Genomic DNA, 22,124 nt, shown 5'->3' on the forward strand with positions numbered 1-22,124 from the left:
ATAAATTATAACAATGATCAAATCGGAATAGCACTAATTATTCCGATTTGATTTAATTATTTCTGTTTTATTCGGTCATCGAGCCAATATTATGATCTTCAGGAGCACCTTGCTCAAGTCGGGTTAATTCATCGCAACTTATAATTTTTCCCTCAGCTATTCTAAATTCTCCTAATACATGAATTTTTATAATAGTGCCATCATTTTTTGTCACGATAACGTCATGATTGGTAAAAACAAGTTCATCTTCTGCAACAATATTCCTGAAATTCACAGTGATGTTACTAATAATACCTTTTTGCGCTTTCATATGCTGAATAAAACCTGAATAATCAAGTTGTACGCCATCAACATTTTGCTGATATTTCGGATGAAAAAAATCGGCAATAATTTTTTCGTCTACTACAGTGCTTTCTACTACCTGCGTAAATACATCTTTTATTAATTGTTTGTTTTTGATATTCATTTCCTTTGTGATTATAATTGACTGCAAAGAAATGATTAGGCAGAATGGTCCGCAATATCATAAATAAGGTTTTGATTGGACAATTTGTAGTTCGAATGAATAATTACTTTTATTTTCTACTATTTTCCCTAAAGGAAAGAGGAGTGAGACCGGTTAATTTTAAAAACAATCTTGAAAAATAGGCAGGATCTTCATAACCCAGATTAAAGGCAATTTCTTTAACTGTATAAGTTGTAAAGAACAGTAATCGTTTTGCTTCAAGGATTATTTCCTGCTGAATCCAGTAACTAAGAGGCATTCCCGTATTCTTTTTTACCACCTGATTAAGATACGCAGCCGATATATTAAGTTTGCCGGCATAATCCTTTGGACTTTTTATAGTTCTGAATTCCTTTTGCAATAACTTTTTGAATTGATATGTCAGTGTTTCAGAATGATCAGAGTTTTCGTTTTTCTGAAATTTTTGGTCAAATGTTCCAGCAAATAAACCCGCTAATGCATTAGCAAGGAATTTTATAATATTAAAATCATATTCCTCAGATTGAGGATTTAGGATCATTAATTCCAGTAGCTGAATAGTGTTTTTTATTTTCATTGCCCAGCCATCATCAAATTCACAAGAAGTATTTATGCTATACGACTGGTCAAAAATATTGCGAACATAATCAGGAACCAAATCACTATCTAAAGCGATAAGATATCCTTTCGATTCAAAATTAGAAATCTCATAATGCACTTGCCCGGGGAAAATACAACATGCAACACGGTTATCAAGTTTAATTTCTTTAAAATCAATCATCAAAGAACTCGTTCCGCTTTCCTGAAAAATAAAAATATAATTTTCGTCTCTATGCGCTTGTTTAACACGAGTACTAGCAATGTTCCCGGACATATTTCTAATAAAGATTCCCCGTTTAGAAAACGTTTCTAAATTATATACAGGAATATCTTTTTTTGAATGCATAAGTAAAGATTTGAAAGTATTGTAAAGATAGTTATCCCGATTAAAAAACTTAGCATTTAATCTCGCAATCCCGATGTTTATCGGGAACTAAGGCGCAGAGTTTTTTTGTTTCACGCAGATTTTAAAAGATTTAAACAGATATACGAAGAGATTTTAATAATAATTTAAAATTAAATCTGCTACAATCTGCTCCCGATAGCTATCGTGACTGCTTACAAAAAAAACCTTTTTAATCTTTCTAATCTGTGGCTTTAATAAAATCCTTTGCAACTCTGCTCCACATAAACATCAGGATTGCCCGAAATTCTCCCAACAATAGCAAAAAAAAACTTCAATATTCAAACCCGACAGGCCTAAAAAACTGTCGGGTTTTATTGTATGCGCTAATTCAATATTAATAATAATTAATTCGAATTTATTTGATATATCAAATAAATAATTATCTTTGATATATCAAATAAATTTAAGGGATTTAATATGAGTCAGAAAAATCCAATAGAAAAGGTACTTTAATGGTTAAAATGGATTATCTGACCAGAGAAACAGATGAACTGGATAAAAGAAAAACCAAACTGGAAATCGCTAAAAAATGGCATAGAACAATTTTCTTGCTGAATCCTGTTTTTAAACTCAATCGGAAAAACCGCACTTGACGAATTATTTCCTGACGAAATCCAATTATTAGATAAAATCTCAAAAAATAATTTTAAACTGTAAAACTTCATAAAAAATGAAACACCTATTTGCCTTATTATTTCTAACATTTTCAATGGGTTCCTATGCCCAAAATCAGTCAGCTCCAAAAGAAGAAGTTAAGCTTACTGAATTAAATAAAAAACAAATTATTGATTCATTGGCTCAACAACTTGAAGAATTCTATATACGACCAAATGCCGTTGGAGATATTAAAAAGAAACTGAATGAGAATTATAAAAAAGGGCTTTACAAAAACATCAATAAACCAAATGATTTTGCCGGTAAACTAAGCTCAGATCTTATAGAGGCTAGTAAAGACTTACATTTTGCAGTACGATATGATCCGGAATGGACAGAAAGTCAGCTAAAAAAAGGGGATAAAGAGGTACAGAAAAAAATTAAAGCAGTGGAATTGGCTGAAGCCAAAAAGAAAAATTTCGGTTTTCAGCAAGCACGAATTTTAGAAGGAAATATAGGCTACTTAAAGTTTGATTATTTTGAAGATCCGGCAATAGGAAGTGAAACTGCAGCAGCGACGATGCAATTTTTAAGCAGTACTGATGCGCTAATTATCGATTTACGTCAAAACAATGGCGGCGCTATGGAAATGGGACAATTTTTAAGCAGTTATTTTTATTCAGGTAAAGAATTACCTCTTTATAAATATTACACTAATGACAAAAATAGAAAAAAAGTCGAAAGAGAAATGTGGTTATTGCCATCTGTACCGGGAAAACGTATGGAGGATGTTGACATTTATATCCTAACAAGTAACACTACTTTTTCTGCTGCTGAATGGATGAGTTATTCGCTTCAAAATTTAAAACGTGTTACGATTGTGGGCGAAAAAACAGCCGGTGGCGCGCATCCGATTGATCGAAAGATATTACCAAATGGTTTTTCTGTAAATATTCCTTTTGGAGAAGTAAAAGATCCGATTACGAATACGGATTTTGAAGGAAAAGGGGTTACGCCTGATGTTTTATGCAAAAGCGAAGAAGCGGTAAATACCTCTCACATATTGGCTTTGCAAAAGCTTTCGGCAAAAAACAAAGAATTAGCAAACCATCTTGATTGGTATGTTCCTATCGTTAAAAATAGACAAAAAAAGGCCAATGTTGATGCTGTAATTTTAAAGTCTTACCAAGGTAAATATGGCAAAGTTGAACTGAAATACGAAAATGATAACTTGTATTACAAATGGAACAATATCGCCACTTTGTTATTGATTCCGCTGGAACAGGATTTATTTTTGCTTGATGGAATAGATGAATTCCGCATAAAAATTGTTTCAGAAAATAATGTTGTAACAGGATTTAAAAGAATCTATCAGGACGGGCAGGAGAAGTTTTATAAAAAAGAGTAAAGGTTTTAGAATTTAATCTCGCAAAGTCGCCACGTTTAAAAAACTTAAAAAGAAAAAACTTTGCGACTCTGCGACTTTACGAGAGATTTTTTATTCATGTAAATCACTTTCTAAAAATCAAAGCTTTACTATATTCCGCATTCATTTTAGCGATCGAAAGAATAGAAATCCCTTGTGGACATTCGATTTCGCATGCTCCGGTATTCGAGCAGTTTCCAAAACCTGCTGCATCCATTTGGTCCACCATCGTTAAAACCCTTTTTGATGCTTCGATTTTTCCTTGCGGAAGCAACGCCAGATGTGTTATTTTGGCACCAACAAACAAAGCTGCGCTGGCATTTTTACAAGTCGCTACGCAAGCACCACAACCAATACAGGCCGCAGCATCAAAAGAAGCTTCGGCAGTTTCGTAGGATATTGGAATACTATTGGCTTCGGGAGCCTGACCTGTCGAAGCGCCAATAAAACCGCCCGCCTCAATAATAGCATCAAAAGCAGAACGATCGATTTTTAAATCTCTTAAAACCGGAAATGCTTTGGCACGAAAAGGTTCGATATAAATGGTGTCTCCATCCTTAAAACTTCGCATATGAAGCTGGCAGGTTGTCGTATTTTTTAAAGGTCCGTGCGCTCTTCCATTAATGACAACGCCACATTGACCACAGATTCCTTCGCGGCAATCGTGATCAAATTCTATCACGCGTTCTTTTTTCTGAATTAAAGATTCGTTCAAAAGATCGAGCATTTCCAGAAAAGACATATGTTCAGAAACTCCGTCAATTTCATAATTTACCATTTCTCCTTTCGCGGAAGCGTTAAGTTGTCGCCATATTTTAAGATATAGTTTCATATTCTGATGCTTTTGATTTATTTGTAACTTCTAACTGCCAGTTCAACCGATTCGAATACCAAAGGTTCTTTGTGCAATTCCGGTTGTTGATCTTTTCCTTTCCATTCCCAGGCCGAGACATAACAAAAGTCTTCGTCATTTCGAACAGCTTCTCCGTCCGGAGTTTGATATTCTTCTCTAAAGTGTGCGCCGCAGGATTCTTCTCTTTGCAAGGCGTCATGGCACATTAATTCGGCCAATTCGATATAATCTGCAATGCGCCCGGCTTTTTCGAGTTCGCTGTTTAAAGTATCGTCGCCCGTAATTAAGAGGTCTTTTTCAAAAGATGCTTTCAGTAATTGGATTTCATTTAGGGCTTCTTCGAGTTTTTCTTTACTTCTGGAAAGTCCGCATTTTTCATATAATAATCGGCCAATTTTTTTATGGAAATAATCTATTGAAAGCGTTCCGTTGCTATTTAAAAATTTATCAAGTTGAGTTCTGACAGCATTTTCAGCTTCATCAAAAGCAGGATGATTGATATTTAATTTTGGAGTGTTTAATTCACCGGCCAAATAGTTAGGGATCGTATAAGGCGCAATAAAATAACCATCAACACAAGCCTGAAGCAATGAGTTTGCACCTAATCTGTTCGCGCCATGATCTGCAAAATTGGCTTCTCCCAATGCAAATAAACCCGGAATACTGGTCATTAATTCATAATCTACCCAAAGACCGCCCATTGTAAAATGTGCTGAGGGTGAAATTAACATCGGTTCTTTGTAAGCGTTGATTCCGGTAATTTTCTCGTACATCGCAAAAAGATTGCTGTATTTGGCTTCGATATTGTCTTTTCCCTGCGCTTTAATCGCAGCCGAAAAGTCAAGATAAATGGCATTTTTCATAGGACCAACGCCATGTCCGGCATCGATTTGTTCTTTTGCGGCTCTTGACGAAATATCGCGGGGAGCCAAATTCCCGAAAGAAGGATATTTACGTTCCAGGTAATAATCGCGTTCGTCTTCCGGAATTGTATTAGGATTTCTGTCGTCCTGAGCTTTTTTAGGTACCCAAATTCGTCCGTCATTTCGAAGCGATTCCGACATTAACGTAAGTTTAGATTGATTTTCTCCGTGTTGCGGAAGTGAAGTAGGGTGAAACTGAATCCAGCTCACACCTGCCATATAAGCGCCTTTTTTATGTGCCCTCCAAATGGCCGAACTGTTGCAGCCCATAGCCAAAGTAGAAAGATAATACACTTTACCATAACCTCCTGAGGCTAAAACTACAGCATCAGCAACGTGACGTTCGAGTTCTCCGGTTTCCAGATTTCTGGCGATAATTCCTTTTGCTTTTCCGTCAATTACAACCAATTCCAGCATTTCGTGACGCGTATGCAAAGCTACTTTTCCTAAAGAAACCTGACGTAATAAACCCTGATAAGCGCCAAGCAAAAGCTGCTGTCCGGTTTGTCCGCGGGCATAAAACGTTCTGGAAACCTGAACCCCTCCAAAAGATCGATTATTAAGATATCCGGCATATTCTCTGGCAAACGGTACGCCTTGTGCTACAGCATGATCTATAAGAGCTGCTGAACATTCCGCGAGACGGTAAACATTGGCTTCGCGGGACCTGAAATCACCGCCTTTTATGGTGTCGTAAAACATTCTGTAGGTGCTGTCTCCATCATTTTTGTAGTTTTTGGCAGCATTTACTCCTCCTTGCGCCGCAACAGAATGGGCTCGTCTGGCCGAATCCTGAAAGCAAAATGATTGAATATTATAACCTTGTTCTGCTAACGATGCCGCACAAGAAGCACCTGCAAGGCCAGTTCCTACGACTATAATGTTGAGTTTTTTTCTGTTGGCCGGATTTACAAGTTTTGCTTTCGCTTTATAATTATTCCATTTTTCTGCTAATGGGCCTTCCGGTATTTTGGAGTCTATCATTTTTATTTATTTAAAATGAAACGGATCTTTAAGAAGCTGTAATTTACTACAAAATATTGACTTTTGGAGTAGAAAACCTGAAGGATTTGGAGAAATCCACGGATTAAAAAATCAAATAGATTAAAAAATAAAATTTGCTTGATTTGCTAAATCTGCGTGAAAAAAATTAAACACATAGAAACATAGCTTTTAGGGATACTAAAAGGCGTTTCACTTGAAATATTATCGCATAGTACAATCACGAAGTTATGCGAGAACATAGATATCTTTATCCCGACGGTTATGGGCAATGTCATTAAGTTAAGCTTTTAGAAAATAAAATTATTGCAAATCAAATCCCTTCTTATCAGCGTTTTTACGAAGTAAATCTGTTTTATCTGCGTCAAAAATAGACGCTGATTTTACTGATTCGCTAAAGCGAAAACGCGGATAAAAACGGATTTTTCTAATTGCTTTCCTGATTAAACGGTTAAATGATTTTATAGATTTTTCATTAAGTTAAGCTTTTAGAAAATAAAATTATTGCAAATCAAATCCGTTTTTATCTGCGTTTTTACGAAGTAAATCTGTTTTATCTGCGTCAAAATTAGACGCTGATTTTACTGATTCGCTAAAGCGAAAACGCGGATAAAAACGGATTTTTCTAATTGCTTTCCTGATTAAATGGTTAAATGATTTTATAGATTTTTCATTAACTTAATGACATTGGGTTATGGGGATAAAGGCATTATAAAATACCTGCTCAATCTTTGTGAAAAAAAAGCACATAGATCTAATTTTAAAATCAGAATCTATGTGCTAAAATGATTGTCCCAAAAGGGGAATTATTACTGTTTACTAATCGAAATAGCCTTAGTAGCAGCGTTTATTTTTACAAAATAAATTCCTGTTGGATGTTCAGAAATAGAGATTGTATTTCCTGAACCTTGTTTTATTTTGATGCCTAAAGGCGAATAAACACTCCACTCCAGTTCTTTCGATAAATGAAATAAACCAGTTGAAGGATTTGGATAAACAGTGATTTTATTCCATTCTTCATTTGGGTTTTCGACACCCAGATTACAGTTATGTACCGTAAAAGGCGAGTTGTTTTTTGTATTACTTCCAATGGTATTGCTAACGGTTAATGAAACAGCTTTTATCCCTTCAGTACCATAAATTACGGTATGAGGACCAACTCCTGTTGCGGTTGCCGGTTGTGCACCTTCGCCAAAACTCCAAAGATAATTATCGATCGTACCTATAGAAACAGAGGTAAAAAGAACGGGCGCATTAAGACATCCCATTTGTGGACTTACCTCATAATCAGCAATTGGAGCCGTTGTACTTCCGGTGAGTACAAATTCCATTTTATTAACGTTGATGTCGCCTTCTTCAAAAAATAAAGTAATAACTCTTGTGCCCTGTGTTAAAGGAATATTGGGGATTGTAACGGTTTGCCAATTTTGGAAACCTGTTGTATTAGGTCTATTTACTGTTCCTGTGACATTAACGCCGTCGACTTCAAGACGTACTTTTCGGTTAGCATAAGGAGATGCAATTCTTAAATTGATATTATAATTTCCGGTCGTGTTTACTCTTGCAGTGTATTTCAGCCACTCATTTTTGGCTACGTAAGAAAGATTAAAACCACCTTCATTACAAACTTCAGTTCCCACGCCATCGCCAGGCCTGTAAGCCGTATCTCCGCCGCCATTAATGTCAAAATAAGCGCCAGGGCCAATATCGTAATTTTCGGCTTCAATAACTCCCGGAATCTGTGCAATAACTCCTAAATATGGAGCATTAGGCAGTGTTGTCGCAGTGTAAACGGCTGTATAAGTTATCGTTCCGGTTGCAGGAGCTTTAAAAGTCTGGTTGGCAGCTCCGCCATGATTCCAATGGTCAAAATCATATCTGATGTTTCCAACATATTGTGGAGTAGGGGCATTTAAGGTTTGTACGGCAGCATTTGCCACAACTTGTTTTGTTGCAGGCGCTGTAACTGGTTTTTGATTGAATTCTAAAGCCAGTAAAGCGGGTGAACTCGTTACGGTTACATCGACTAAATTAGGTTTAATATCTACAAAAGCAGTTCCTGTCAAGCCGTTGCTATCGGTTACTTTTACAGTAAATCGATACCAAACGTTTGGCGTTTTTTCACCTTGATTTGAGGCTGTAAAATCGCCTGATTTTACGCCTTGCGGACTTCCCCCAGGATGTGAATGTCCGGCTCCGGGAACATCTTCGTGAAAAAGATCAATATTCCAGGAATAAGCGCTTGCTGGTAATACTCCGTCTTCGATATCTGTTGCTGTTGCTTCAAAATGAACGATATCCTCAGCATTCCATTTTAAGGTTGGTAACGGAGAAACAATTGTAACAGTTGGTGTATTGTTAAAAGGTGTTACCGTTAATATCGCCGGATTACTCGTTGCGCTTCCGGCAGTATTGGTAACGATAACTCTGTAAGCGCCTGCATTTGCCGGTACAACAGCAGGAATCGTGTAAGTTGCGGCAGTTGCTCCGGGAATATCTACATTATTAAATTGCCATTGATAACCAAGTCCCACGCCACTTGCCGAAACCGTAAAAGTAACAGGCGTAGTTTGCATGATCGTTTGAGATAACGGATGATTTACGATAGTAGGAGCTGCCGTGGCGATATAATCAAGTTTGATTAAGGCTCCGTTATTTTCGTAAGCACAATAGTAAATATAGCCATCATTCCCTAACATCATTCCAAGGGCTTGTTTTTGTGGTGCGAAATAAAATTCGGTCGAAACCGGATCAGCAATATTGGGATCGAAAGAACGAATTTCATTTCGAACATAATCCTTAATAATAAATTTGCCTTCAAGATTAGGATAACGTGGTGTAGTAGGGTTGTAGAGAAGACCATTGGTCAAAGCGTTCCCGATACTTCCGGTGGCATATGTAAATATGGGGTTGGTAAATAAATTAATCTCAGTTTGTTTTCCGTCACCACCCTGCGGATGTCCCCAGGCGTAGTTACGAATAGTGGGATTACTGATTTCATTGATTTCTTCCCATGAAGTTCCAACATCCAAAACAAATAATTTATTGGCTGTTTTATTGGCAACCAGCCTCCACGGATTTCTAAAACCGTAAACCCAGATGCTTTGTTTTTGGATAGAACCGCTTCCGTAGAAAGGATTTCCGGGCGCTGGCAGTCCATCTTCGGTAAGGCGCAGGATTTTTCCTTTGTAGGTATCAAGATTTTGAGCATTGGTGTTTAACTGACTGTCTCCAACAGTTACGTACAAATATCCGTTAAAAAATTTTAAGTCGCCACCATTATGAAATCCGTCGCCAACGGGTTCTAACAGCAATATTTCCTGTCTGCTCACCACCTGATTTGCATTATTAATTTGAACTCTTTCTATTCGGTGTCGGATTATTGCGCCATCAACAATGGCATAAAATACATACATATAACCATTTGTCGCAAAATCAGGATGTAGCGTTAAACCAAGTAATCCTTGTTCTTTATCTGTAATAGTGGTTACTGTAAATACAGTTGAAACAGCATTGTTTTGAAACACTTTTACAATACCGGCTCTTTCTGCAATAAATATTCGTCCGTCTGGAGCTTGTTCTATTGCTAAGCCTTCTTTAATTACGGCTGTAGGAGCAACGTTTTGCGTGATGTACTGGCAGTGTCCCTGCCACGAAAGCAAGAGAAAAAAAGTATAAAATAGATGCGAAAATTGCCTCTCTTTAAATTTTTTAAGTAGATTTTTTTTCATAATTATTCAGAATGAATTTATAATTTGGGTAACCAAATTTAATCTTTTTCTTTATAATTATTTTAGATTCTAATATTAATTACTTGTGTAATTTATTGATTATTAGTTGTTTTGTCGCTTTTGTGTAAGGATTTGATGTATTCTTTAGCTGAAATTATTGTTTGATAAATTTTTCTACATTCGGAATTTTCTGTAATGATTTTGTGTTTTCTGACAGAATTTTAGTCGCAGCTTCATTTATTTTTTTAGATGGAATTGTTTTCCATTTATCGATATCTTTTTCGTAATCATTATCAAATAGTAGTCGGGATAAATCTCTTATCACGCAAAAAGCAGCAATCGAATGACCGTTTTCGCTGTCGTAATTGCCATTATTAATAAAAAACTGCAATCTTTTGTAAAGTCCGTCTTGAGAGTAAAGAGATAACTCAGTCAATTTTCCTCTGTATTCTAAATCGGCAGAACCAACTCCTTTTAAATTCGGGAATAATTTATAATCAGCAAAATGCCTGCCTTCGTGCCCAATATAACTCACTCTAAAATTTTCTGATTTTAAATCATAAGCTTTTTTTACACAAAATAAAGCTTCTTTCGTGGCCCATCCAGCAGGATAATAACGTCCTAAAGTCGCATATTCGCTCCAGCCTAAAGTGACAAAATCATCCATAAAATAAACTTTTACTGGCGTTTTCTTTCCGTCATAGTTAAGGTTATAGATGGTGTCTTTTTCTGTTTTCCAAACCAATAAATCATAGAGACCTCCGGTTTTTCCAAATCCTGTGGTGTGATAGCCTAAACTGGAAATGTATTTTTTTTGATAAACATCAATGCTATCCTTATTAACGGTTAAGTTTTCTGCGGAAGGAAAGTTTGCTTTGAGAAAATTAGAAACATTTCTCATGATCAGGCTGTCATTTTTCTTTTCTTTATTCAGGAAAGAGAATCGCCAGTAATCCCTGTAAATTTTTAATAGCTGATCAATTTTAGATTTTCGGGTTGCTAAAAAATCACTTTTATCTTCTTCAAATTTAAATCGGTTTTCAAAATCGGTTTTGAATTTTAAATCCTTTTCAGATATTTTTTTTGAAGGATCAACTTCTAATAAAGGCAAAGCTTGTTTAGGATTTCCGTCTAATGCAAAAGAATAAATCCGAGTATAATCAAACTTGATACTATCATTTTGATTGGTTTGAGCATTTATTTTCGAAAGTGAAACTAAATTAAGAATAAGTAAAGCTGCTAGTTTTAGAGTTCTCATAAACAAAAGATATAAAGTGATTACAGCGTTTTTTATTTATAAAGACATTTATTTTTAGCCGTTGTTACAGTTTTTATTAATTCGTTTAGTTAATGGCTTCAATGTATAGAAGCATAGATATAGAAATTTAGAAAAGATTTTGCACACGGATCTTGCAGATTATAGCAGATTTAATTTTAGATAAATATCTGTTCAGATCTGCCTGGATCTTTTTAAAATTTGCGTGAAAAAATATTTAAACGCTTAGAAACATAGCTTTTGTATTCTTTTTTAATCTAAAATCTCTCCTTTTAAGTGTTTAATAAAAATTGGATTGATATCAACCGAATATTCTATTTTTTAATGCCCGATAATTTCTTTTCGATGCAAAGTTCCCCATTCATTCAATGCTCCAATCACATTGTACAAAGTGTGACTGTGTTCTGTTCTTGCATATTCAACAGTTGGCGGAAAAGTATCATAAACAGTTCTGGTTACGAGTTTGTTTATTTCCAAATCTTTAAGTTCTTTCGAAAGCATTTTATCTGTAATTCCATTTATATCTTTAGAAATCTCCTTAAATCGTTTGGGTCTGTTTGATAGTGCTATTAAAATTGGTAACTTCCATCTTCCGCTTAAAACTTCCAAAGCATCTCTTACCGGCAATAATGCAGCAAGACATTCTTCCGGTTGGCCACCACAGCCCATTTCTTTTGTTATTTCGCTCTTTGTTTTCATATTTCTCATGTTACTATCCTCAAGGATAGCGCTATCCTTGAGGATAGTACTATAAAAGAGATAGCAAATGTATATAAGTTTGTATCATAAAACAAATAGTAAAAAAATGAGCAAAAAGATTCTGAATATAATAACAAGCATCAAAGGTGATGCTTCATTTAGTAATAAATTATCCAACGCAGTTCTGGAAAAACTGACAAAAGAATATCCTGCAAGCGAGGTAAAAACTTTTGACCTTTCTAAAACACCTTTACCTTATTTGAATGAAGTACAGCTTAGTGCATTTTATACTCCCGAAGAAGCACACACAACGGCTCAGGTAGAGTCTATTAAGCTTTCTGATGATGCAATAACAGATTTATTGGAAGCTGATATTATCGTAATTGGTGTTCCCATGTATAATTTTGGAATTCCGGCATTATTAAAAGGATGGATCGATCAGGTAGCGCGAGCAGGAAAGACTTTTAGTTATGATGAGAATGGACCAAAAGGTTTAATAAGCGGTAAAAAAGTATTCTTATCTGTTGCTTCAGGAGCTGTTTTTTCTGATGGGCCTTATAAAAATTATGATTTTGCAGAACCGTATTTGCGTGTAGTTTTGGGTTTTTTAGGTATAACCGATGTCACTACTTTTCGAGTAGAAGGAACTTCAATTCCTGATTTTGCCGATAGTGCTTTGCCAAATGCTTTAGCAGCTGTCGAAGAGTTTGCTTTTTAAATGAAAATAAAAGTACGGGAGTTGGACATTTTCGTATGCATAAACCCGACATTTTCGATCCTTAGGATCTAGGAATGTTGGGTTTAAACTGTTTTGTAATAGATTTTTTTAGCCACGAATTTCACAAATTTTCACAAATTATTTTTAAACCAATGCGATTAAAAATTAGTGCGAATTTGTGAAATTCGTGGCAAAAAAATATAGAAATCTACATTTACTATTTCTCAATTATCATAGTAACACCTTGTCCTCCGGCTGCACAAATGGAGATAAATCCTCTTCCGGAACCTTTTTCGTTTAGTAATTTCGCCATCACACCAATGATTCTTCCTCCGGTTGCGGCGAAAGGATGGGCGGCAGCAAGACTGCTTCCTTTTACATTGAGTTTATTTCTGTCAATCGCGCCAAGCGCTTTCTTTAAACCTAATTGTGCACTTAGCTCAGGACTTTCCCAAATTTTTAGAGTGGCTAAAACCTGTGCGGCAAAAGCTTCGTGAATTTCATAATAATCAAAATCCTGCAAAGTCAATCCGGCTTTTTCGAGCATTCTGCTGGCTGCAAATAAGGGCGCTAACAAAAGGTTTTGTTGGTTTTTGACATATTCGATCGCAGCAATTTCGGCAAAAGTAATGTAGGCTAAAATAGGAAGTCCCTGTTCCTTTGCCCATTCTTCGCTGGCCAAAAGTATGCAGGAAGCACCATCTGTAAGCGGAGTCGAATTTCCTGCCGTCAAGGTTCCGGTTACTTTATCAAAAGCGGGGTTTAGTTTGGCCAATTTTTCGATTGTGCTGTCTTTTCTAAGATTGTTGTCTTTATCCAATCCGTTAAATGGAGTAATCATATCATTAAAAAAACCTTCGTCGTAGGCTTTAGCCATATTCAAATGACTTTTAAGCGCCAGATTATCCTGGTCTTCACGTGAAATCTGATAATGTTTGGCAGTAATTTCAGTATGTCCGCCCATAGAAAGTCCTGTTTGAGACTCTTCGTTTTTAGGTACCAAAGGCGATAAATCTTTGGGGCGAAGTTTTAGAAACCATTTTATTTTTTCGCCTAATGATTTCGCTTTTCTGGCGTTCAGTAAAATTTTTCTCAGTTTTTCGCTCACCGCAATTGGCATATCGCTAATAGAATCTACACCGCCGGCAATTCCGGATTCTATTTGTCCCAAAGCAATTTTGTTGGCAATATAAATAGCACTTTCTATTCCGGTATCGCAGGCTTGTTGTAAATCGCATGCAGGAGTTGCAGGATCGAGAGATGTTTTCATGACGCATTCCCGGATCAAATTATTGTCGTAAGTATGTTTGATAACAGCACCTCCGGCAACTTCTCCCAATAGTTTTCCTTTTAGATTGTATTTATCGATGAGTCCGTCAAGTGCAGCCGTCATCATTTGCTGATTTCCAACTTCGGCGTAGGCCGTATTCGCTCTCGCAAACGGAATTCTATTGTATCCAACAATGGCAACTTTTCTAATGGTTTGCGTGGTATTCATAGCTAATATTTTTGTTTTCGGACGATTTTTTCCAGATTAAAGATAAGCGGAGTTGGTTATAATTTAGATATTTTAAATAAAAAATGCATAGTTGTTAGGAGGAAATCGATTTTTATATCAATAATTTTAAAATAATTATATAAAGTTAAGGTGTTTGAAAATTAGATGTTTATGATGATTGAAAAATCTTATTTAGAAAACCTTAGGGTTAATTTAGGTCCTTATTTAGAATAATTAAAAATAATTTTGGTTAAGAAGGATTTAGCTATTACTTTTGCCATCGAAATCAAAACGAGATACAAAATGAACATATTGACTATTAAAAGAGCATTGTTTTGCCTGATGTTTTTAACCTCATTGCAAATGATGGCTCAGGACGCAGGAAAAGTAATAGGAAAAGTTTCTTTAAGCGGAAACGTTCCGGCAGAAGGTGTTTCTGTTGCTCTTAAGGGAACAAGACATAGTGACATTACCAATGAAAATGGGCAATACGAAATTAAAAATGTTAAGCCGGCTACGTATACGATTAGTATTCACGCTATGGGTATCCATTCGGTAGAAGCTCAAATTACAGTAAATGCAAAACAAACGCTAACAAAAAACTTCATACTTTCTGAAAGTCAGCAGGATCTTGACGAAGTAGTTATTACAAAAAATAAGTACAAACAAGATAAACCTTCTTTGTCGTTACGTCTTCAGACTCCGGTACTTGAAATTCCGCAAAACATTCAAATTGTAAGTGCTCAGACTCTAAAAGATCAGCAAATTACAAGTATGAGCGATGGAGTGATCAGAAACGTGAGTGGTGCTGTACGTTCAGAACATTGGGGAGATTTATACACAAATATTAAAATGCGTGGTTCTCAGGTTCAGGCTTTCCGTAATGGATTTAATGTAGTTTCTTCTTCATGGGGACCTCTTACTGAAGATATGAGTTTTGTAGATCATATTGAGTTTGTAAAAGGACCGGCAGGATTTATGCTTTCGAGCGGTGATCCAAGCGGACTTTATAATGTGGTAACTAAAAAACCAACCGGAATTACTAAAGGTGAAGCTTCTGTAATTGCTGGAAGTTATGACTTTTACAGAGCAAGTATTGATCTTGACGGTAAACTGGATAAAAAAGGAAAATTATTGTACCGTTTTAATGCAGCGGCACAAAATAAAGGTTCACATAGAGCATACGAGCACAATGACCGTTATGTAATTGCTCCGGTGATTACGTATCAAATTGATGATAAAACAAAAATTACTGCCGAATATAATTTTCAGTATGCGAACATGACCGAGGTTGGTTCTTATTATGTATTTGGCCCTCAATCTCAAGGATATGCGACTTTACCGGTTGATTTTACTATGACACAACCGGGATTGCCTGATACTAATATTCAGGATCATAGCGGATACTTTATGTTCGAACATAAGTTTGATGACAACTGGAAACTGACGGCACAAACGTCTTATTTTAAATATTTACAAGAAGGATATAGTTCATGGCCAAGTGCTGTAGGTTCTGAGAAAAATGCATTAGGAGTAGGTAATATTATACGAAATGTTAGTATTTGGGATGCAGAAAGCAATATGTACTTAGGTCAGATTTTTGTAAACGGAAAATTTACTACCGGACCAGTTACCCATAAAGTTTTAGGTGGTGTAGATTTAGGAAGCAAAGATTATATGGCAGATTGGGGACAATCGCATAAGCTTGATACTCCTGCAAATCCATTTAATGTTTATAATCCAAATTATGGCCCACCGGTAAATGGTATGCCAGCTTTTGATCGTACAACGCCGCTATCAGTAAGAGCTGGCGGAAAAATAAATTCAGAATATGCAGCAGCATATATTCAGGATGAACTTGGTTTTCTTGAAAATAGATTAAGATTGACTCTTGCTGCAAGATATACCTGGATTACTCAGTCAAGTTATGGAGAAACACAGGAAGACAGCCATATTACACCACGTGTAGGGGTTAGTTTTTCTGTAGCGGATGATTTGGCTGTATACGGATTATACGATCAGGCTTTTACACCACAGTCAGGTATTGTTAAAGATGGTAAAGTAAAACCACTTACAGGAAATAATATTGAATTTGGTATCAAAAAAGATTGGTTTGATGGTTCTTGGAATACTAGTTTATCTGCTTACAATATTTTAAAGAAAAATGAGCTTACTTCTGACCCGAATAATATTCCGGGTGGGCAACAATATAGTGTTGTTCTTGGAGAAAAAAGAGCTCAGGGTATTGAATTTGACGTAAGAGGAAAAATCTTTGATGGTCTTAATTTAATTGCTAATTACGCTTTTACAGAATCTATTGTACTTGAATCAGATGTTACAACTATTAAAGAAGGTTCTGTTGTTCCGGGATATTCTAAACATACAGCCAATGCATGGTTAAATTATACAGTTCAAAACGGAAAACTAAAAGGATTAGGCGCTTCTATTGGAGGTACTTATCTTGTAGGTCGTGAAACAGATACCTGGAGTGTAGCATCAGAAAGATTACCGGATTATTTTAAACTTGATGGAGGTTTATCTTATGAAACAGGAAAAATAAAAATTACTGCAAACGTATTTAATATTTTGGATAAATATCTTTACAGCGGTTCTTACTATGAGTGGCTTGAATCTTACTACTGGCAAACAGAAGCACCAAGAAACTTTAGAGTGGGTGTAACCTATAAATTCTAATTTTTAGCCCACGGATTGTACGGGTGAAGCGGATTTTCACTGATTTTTATTTAATTAGTAATAAAAAAACCTGTTTAAATCCGTACCATCCGTTGACTAAAATCATTAAAAACAAAAAAGCATCCGCCATAACGACGGATGCTTTTTGTTTTTTAGCTAGAGATTGGCAAAATAAAAACCAGTGTAAATCTGCTTAATCCGCGACATCCGTGGGCCAAAAAATCGTCTAATTTATCCTTTATGAATTAATGGAATTACTTTTGAGCCAATAAGTTCTATAGCGTTCATTAATTGCGTGTGTGTAAGTCCTGCATTATCCATTTGGAATGTAAATCTTGAGATTCCGCCAAGAGATTCGCTGTGACGCAGTATTTTCTCTGCTGCTCTTTCCGGACTTCCCACAATTAAAACACCTTGATCATCAATAAGTCCGTCAAATTTGTCTTTGGTTACGGGCGGCCAACCGCGTTCTCTTCCTAGTTTTGTCCAAAGTTCGGCGTAACCCGGGTAATATTCTTCGATGGCTTTTGCCGTTGTGCTTCCTACAAAACCTGGCGAATGTAAACCTACTTTAAGTTCTTCGGGTTTATATCCTGCTGCTTTTCCGGCTTCACGGTACAAATCTACCAAAGGTTTAAAACGGTATGTTTGTCCGCCAATTACAGCAACCATCAAAGGCAAACCTAAAGATCCTGCGCGTATAAAAGATTCCGGAGTTCCGCCAACGCCTAGCCATATAGGTAATTTTTCCTGTAAAGCTCTGGGATATACCGGCAGATTATTCAAAGCCGGACGGAATTTTCCCGACCAGGTAATAAATTCATTATCTCTAATTTGTAAAAGAAGATCTAATTTCTCGCTAAAAAGAGCATCGTAATCATTGAGACTATAGCCAAAAAGAGGATACGCTTCAATTGCAGATCCGCGGCCTACAACAATTTCGGCTCTTCCTTTTGATATTAGATCCAGCGTAGAGAAATTTTGATACAATCGAACGGGATCAGCGGCACTTAAAACCGAAACAGCACTTGCTAGCCTGATGCGTTTTGTTCGTGCGGCAGCAGCGCCTAATATTACGGCTGTAGCCGAATCTAAAAACTCCTTTTTATGATGCTCTCCAATTCCAAAAACGTCAAGTCCGGCCTGATCAGCCAACTCGATTCTTTGTAATAATTGTTCCATCGCATCGACACTACTCAAAGTGTTGTTGTCTCCGTACATCGCCGAAGCAAAACTGTCTATACCAATTTCTATCATCTAGTAAAGATATTAAAATTTATTTTTTCTGTTATTAAAAAAACGGCTTTAAGGAGTAGCATTCGGAATAAATATCAATCAATTTTAAACACGAATTTCACCAATTTGCACGAATTAGTTTGTGAAATTAATTTCACAAACTAAGGCTAACCAATTATCATTTGTGCAAATTCGTGAAATTCGTGTTATTTTAAACTTATCTGCGAGTTACAATTTTTAAGGCTATAATTATTTTGTCATCTGTACCCTGAAATTAAATGATTTTTGTATCTGTATCTGATCTGTTTTACCTCCTAATTTTGTTAAGAAATTAAACAACTACAGCAATGGATACCACGAACACAGCCAACATTCAATTTGATTCAATCAACATATCGTCTTTGAAATCTGTTGTAAATATTTACCAAAGTAAGGTGAACGATACCGAAAGCAAATTCATAAAATCATCAGAGCATTTTGGTCTTCCTTTAAGTATTGCCTCTTTTGATAATCGCGTAATTGGTTATGCTTTTGTCTTGATTAATAACGAGGGAAAACCGGAAATTAAATCGTATTGGGAGCAGGAATTTTATAGTATTGAGGTAGAGCAGGATTTAAAATTTCATGCTCAGAATACTTTTTTTACCGCATTTAAAGATCCTGAAACTCGCACCAATAAAATTCAAAATGCTGCCGAAAAATTATTCAATTGGTTAAATGTTTGTAATTAATATAACAAAGGATACAGATTAAATTTTAGTAAATTTACAGGACACAGATAACGATTAGAAAATGGCAAGAGAGGTTTTATATCAAAAAATTGCAAATACAATTCAGGAACAAATATTCTCCGAAACTTTAAAAATTGGAGATAAACTTCCGTCTATTCGTGCTTTTCAGAAATTGCATAATGTAAGCATGAATACCATAAAACAAGCATTTTTAGAATTAGAAAGCAAATCGTTGATAGAATCCCGTCCAAAATCAGGGTTTTATGTCAGTAAAACTTCGAATAGAAAATTACTGATTCCTTCAATGAACAAATTGAAATTATCAGAGCAAAAAACAACTTCTGAGGATTTAATCACCAAGGTTTTTGATAGTTTGAGCGATAAAGATATCACCAGATTTTCGATTGGAGTTCCGGATCCGAGCTTTTTGCCTATTGCAAAGCTTAATAAAGGTCTTGCAAAAGTGGTACGTAATCTGGCAGAAAGCGGTACAAGTTATGAACCTGTTCAGGGAAGTGCCAATTTGAGACGAAATGTGGCAAAATGGGCAATTGTATTAGAAGGAAAATTGACCGAAGATGATTTTGTAACCACGTCTGGAGCTATGAATGCTATTTTTAATTGTTTAATGGCCGTTACCAAACGCGGCGATACTATCGCGATTGAAAGTCCGGTTTATTTTGGAATTATTCAGATTGCCCAAAATATGGGACTTAACATAATCGAATTGCCTACGCATCCTACCACAGGAGTAGATTTAGAGGCGTTAAAGAAAGTGATTCATAAAGTAGATGTTTGCTGTTTTATGAGCAATTTCAGTAATCCTTTAGGAAGTTTAATGCCCGATGAACATAAAAAAGAATTGGTGAAAATGCTCACGCATCATAATATTCCTTTGATTGAAGATGATTTGTATGGCAATTTGTTTTTTGGAACTGTTAGGCCAAAACCTTGCAAGTACTACGACGAAGCCGGAATTGTGATGTGGTGCGGATCAGTTTCTAAAACTTTGGCGCCGGGATATCGGGTAGGTTGGGTGGCACCGGGAAAATTCAAAGATAAAATCATCAGGCAAAAAATGGCGCAGACGGTTTGTATGCCTTCGTTGTATCAGGAAGTAATCGCCGATTTCTTAGAACACGGAAGATATGATCATCATTTAAGGAATTTAAGAAGTACATTATATACCAATTCATTGCATTTTCAGCGTACCATTGAGGATCATTTCCCTGAAAATACTAAAATTTCGCAACCGCAGGGAGGTTCGTTTCTTTGGCTTGAACTGGATAAAAGTATCGATACCGCTGTTTTATATGATACTGCGATTCAGCAGAAAATAGGTTTTGCTCCGGGCAGAATTTTTACGCAACATGATCAATACCATAATTGTATGCGTCTTAATTTTGGTTTGGAATGGAAGGAAAAAGTAGAACTGGATCTAAAACGATTAGGACAATTAGTAAAAAATAGTCTTTAACGAACTGCGATTTTTTTATTAAACACATAGAAACATAGCGTTTGTAAACTTATAAAAAGGCGTTTCACTTATTTTAAATTCACATAGCCAGCCAGACAGCTATGTGAAAGAAATGGGTTTCTTTTTTGAATTCTTTATTTACACATAACACCTATGTTTCTACGTCTTTAATAAAAAAAAGCGATTGTTATCTAATGAGAAAATCCAAAAGAAACACTGATCAGAATGATTACAATAACGATTAATGTAATTACGACATAGAGATAATCTTTTTCTAAAAGAAAAGAAAACAGCGATAGTAAAACACGTAATACAGGCGTAAGGAAAAGTAAGATGATCCCAACGAAGATTAGCGATTCTCCATTTCCCTGAATAGCTCCATTATAAATTGTTGAAATTACTTCGAATATATTACGGTCGTTTTCTTTAAAAACAGAATAGTTTTCGATATCGTTGCTGTGTCCCATCAAATATACTATTCCGCCAATAAAAGCTACAGATAATGAGATCCAGACACCGTAGCGTAATAAATTACCAATTATGGATTGAAAATCTTTTTCTCCAAATTTTTCGTGTTGCATTGTCTTAGATTTTTCCATTAAGTCCGTTGTATATCATGTTTACTGCAAGCACAAAAATCAGGCACGCAAAAAAGATTCTTAGTTTTTTAGGGTTGGTTTTTACCAGTACTTTTGCTCCGGCCATAGCACCAAACAAAACACCAATAACCACCGGCATACAAATTCCAGGTTCGATATATCCTTTCTGGATATAGATTACAGAACTCGCCATTGCCGTAACTCCCATCATAAAATTACTCGTTGTGGTAGAAACCTTAAACGGGATTCTCATGATATTGTCCATTGCAATAACTTTAAAAGCACCGGAACCAATACCTAATAAACCTGACATCATACCGGCAATTCCCATCATTCCAAAACCGCCTACTACGTTTTTGGTTCCGTAATGTACCACTTGCCCGTCATGAGTTGGATAAGTTCCTTCCAGTCGTAATTTTTTAGCCAAAGGAGATGATTCTAAAACAATATGTTCTTCCTTTTTTCGAAGTGAATTTATAGCCGAGAAAATCAAAGTAAGTCCGAATAATACAGCTATGAATGAAGTAGGTGCGATGGTCGAAAGTAAAGCTCCGCAAACGGCTCCTATTGTTGTGGCAATTTCGAGAAAAATTCCCAGTCGCATATTCGTAATTCCTTCCCTGACATAAGCTGCAGCTGAACCTGAGGAAGTTGCGATTACAGAAACCAAAGCTGCACCAATTGCATAATGAATGTCGACGCCAAGAATGACTGTTAAAAGGGGAATAATGATGATTCCGCCACCCAAGCCTGATAATGAGCCAATAAAACCTGCTAAAAAAGCACCAAGAATCATAATCAGGGTAAATGTAAGTACTGTCATTCGGATAAATTTTGTTGGTGCTAATTTACGAATTGATATTTGTTCAGGACGGATTTAGGAGCTTAAATATACCTTAAAAATGAGGCGTCTTTAATTTGTGTCAGTGTAAAATATTGTTAATTAGTGAGATATGGTATTTTGTTTCGTTTTTAAATTTCTAAGAGTTTCTTCAACTATGCACAATTTTGTCATTTTTATTTCTATTATAAAACCAATTTTTTTTTGAGGAGCTGATCCCGCAACCGAGCCTGAAAGTGCGAACTGGCGAAGCAATCCTTTTCATAAGACAATTTAAGATTAACATCTCGTTTGTCTTCCGGATGAATAATTTTTATTCTAAAAAAAGTAATACAA

Annotated in this window: 16 protein-coding genes; 5 read left to right on the forward strand and 11 right to left on the reverse strand. The window is 35.9% G+C overall.

All coding sequences use genetic code 11. The features are described 5' to 3' along the window. Nucleotides 1–67 precede the first annotated feature (67 nt). Nucleotides 68–466 carry a nuclear transport factor 2 family protein gene (locus LNP81_RS16350; RefSeq protein WP_230037635.1) on the reverse strand — a complete coding sequence of 133 codons (399 nt, stop codon included), beginning with the start codon at nucleotides 464–466 and terminating at the stop codon, nucleotides 68–70. Nucleotides 467–575: 109 nt separating this feature from the next. Continuing rightward, nucleotides 576–1,430 (reverse strand): helix-turn-helix domain-containing protein, encoded by an 855-nt coding sequence (locus tag LNP81_RS16355; protein ID WP_230037637.1) that lies wholly within the window; start codon nucleotides 1,428–1,430, stop codon nucleotides 576–578. Between the two features lie 730 nt (nucleotides 1,431–2,160). Here LNP81_RS16355 and LNP81_RS16360 point away from each other — a divergent pair. Next, nucleotides 2,161–3,492: a S41 family peptidase gene (locus LNP81_RS16360; protein WP_230037639.1), complete on the forward strand. Its 1,332-nt coding sequence runs from the start codon at nucleotides 2,161–2,163 to the stop codon at nucleotides 3,490–3,492. Between the two features lie 103 nt (nucleotides 3,493–3,595). Here LNP81_RS16360 and LNP81_RS16365 read toward each other — a convergent pair whose 3' ends face one another. The 5 genes from LNP81_RS16365 to LNP81_RS16385 form a co-directional block, all read right to left on the reverse strand. Next, on the reverse strand, nucleotides 3,596–4,342 hold the full coding sequence (locus tag LNP81_RS16365) for a succinate dehydrogenase/fumarate reductase iron-sulfur subunit (protein ID WP_230037640.1): 747 nt from the start codon (nucleotides 4,340–4,342) through the stop codon (nucleotides 3,596–3,598). Between the two features lie 17 nt (nucleotides 4,343–4,359). After that, nucleotides 4,360–6,270 (reverse strand): fumarate reductase/succinate dehydrogenase flavoprotein subunit, encoded by a 1,911-nt coding sequence (locus tag LNP81_RS16370; RefSeq protein ID WP_230037641.1) that lies wholly within the window; start codon nucleotides 6,268–6,270, stop codon nucleotides 4,360–4,362. Nucleotides 6,271–7,097: 827 nt separating this feature from the next. Then, on the reverse strand, nucleotides 7,098–10,019 hold the full coding sequence (locus tag LNP81_RS16375) for a PQQ-dependent sugar dehydrogenase (RefSeq protein WP_230037642.1): 2,922 nt from the start codon (nucleotides 10,017–10,019) through the stop codon (nucleotides 7,098–7,100). Between the two features lie 154 nt (nucleotides 10,020–10,173). Then, nucleotides 10,174–11,277 (reverse strand): hypothetical protein, encoded by a 1,104-nt coding sequence (locus LNP81_RS16380; protein ID WP_230037643.1) that lies wholly within the window; start codon nucleotides 11,275–11,277, stop codon nucleotides 10,174–10,176. A gap of 339 nt (nucleotides 11,278–11,616) precedes the next feature. Continuing rightward, nucleotides 11,617–11,994 carry a winged helix-turn-helix transcriptional regulator gene (locus LNP81_RS16385; protein ID WP_230037644.1) on the reverse strand — a complete coding sequence of 126 codons (378 nt, stop codon included), beginning with the start codon at nucleotides 11,992–11,994 and terminating at the stop codon, nucleotides 11,617–11,619. Nucleotides 11,995–12,100: 106 nt separating this feature from the next. On the opposite strand from LNP81_RS16385, the gene LNP81_RS16390 reads away from it, so the two are divergent. Continuing rightward, on the forward strand, nucleotides 12,101–12,712 hold the full coding sequence (locus LNP81_RS16390) for an FMN-dependent NADH-azoreductase (RefSeq protein ID WP_230037646.1): 612 nt from the start codon (nucleotides 12,101–12,103) through the stop codon (nucleotides 12,710–12,712). Nucleotides 12,713–12,929: 217 nt separating this feature from the next. Here LNP81_RS16390 and LNP81_RS16395 read toward each other — a convergent pair whose 3' ends face one another. Next, nucleotides 12,930–14,210, reverse strand: a complete 1,281-nt coding sequence (locus LNP81_RS16395; RefSeq protein WP_230037648.1) for an acetyl-CoA C-acetyltransferase — start codon at nucleotides 14,208–14,210, stop codon at nucleotides 12,930–12,932. Between the two features lie 303 nt (nucleotides 14,211–14,513). On the opposite strand from LNP81_RS16395, the gene LNP81_RS16400 reads away from it, so the two are divergent. Further along, nucleotides 14,514–16,904, forward strand: coding sequence for a TonB-dependent receptor (locus tag LNP81_RS16400; protein WP_230037649.1), 2,391 nt, complete (start codon nucleotides 14,514–14,516; stop codon nucleotides 16,902–16,904). A gap of 231 nt (nucleotides 16,905–17,135) precedes the next feature. Here LNP81_RS16400 and LNP81_RS16405 read toward each other — a convergent pair whose 3' ends face one another. Further along, nucleotides 17,136–18,158, reverse strand: coding sequence for an LLM class flavin-dependent oxidoreductase (locus LNP81_RS16405; RefSeq protein ID WP_230040920.1), 1,023 nt, complete (start codon nucleotides 18,156–18,158; stop codon nucleotides 17,136–17,138). 329 nt (nucleotides 18,159–18,487) lie between these two features. On the opposite strand from LNP81_RS16405, the gene LNP81_RS16410 reads away from it, so the two are divergent. Next, complete coding sequence (locus tag LNP81_RS16410; protein ID WP_230037651.1) at nucleotides 18,488–18,871, forward strand: hypothetical protein; 384 nt, start codon at nucleotides 18,488–18,490, stop codon at nucleotides 18,869–18,871. 61 nt (nucleotides 18,872–18,932) lie between these two features. Then, complete coding sequence (locus LNP81_RS16415) at nucleotides 18,933–20,348, forward strand: aminotransferase-like domain-containing protein (protein ID WP_230037653.1); 1,416 nt, start codon at nucleotides 18,933–18,935, stop codon at nucleotides 20,346–20,348. Nucleotides 20,349–20,539: 191 nt separating this feature from the next. Here LNP81_RS16415 and LNP81_RS16420 read toward each other — a convergent pair whose 3' ends face one another. Next, complete coding sequence (locus LNP81_RS16420; protein WP_228520443.1) at nucleotides 20,540–20,929, reverse strand: DUF1634 domain-containing protein; 390 nt, start codon at nucleotides 20,927–20,929, stop codon at nucleotides 20,540–20,542. Nucleotides 20,930–20,933: 4 nt separating this feature from the next. Beyond that, nucleotides 20,934–21,770, reverse strand: coding sequence for a sulfite exporter TauE/SafE family protein (locus LNP81_RS16425; protein ID WP_121319401.1), 837 nt, complete (start codon nucleotides 21,768–21,770; stop codon nucleotides 20,934–20,936). Nucleotides 21,771–22,124: the final 354 nt, after the last annotated feature.

This window comes from Flavobacterium piscisymbiosum, assembly GCF_020905295.1.
In the GTDB taxonomy this organism is placed as follows: Bacteria; Bacteroidota; Bacteroidia; order Flavobacteriales; family Flavobacteriaceae; genus Flavobacterium; species Flavobacterium piscisymbiosum.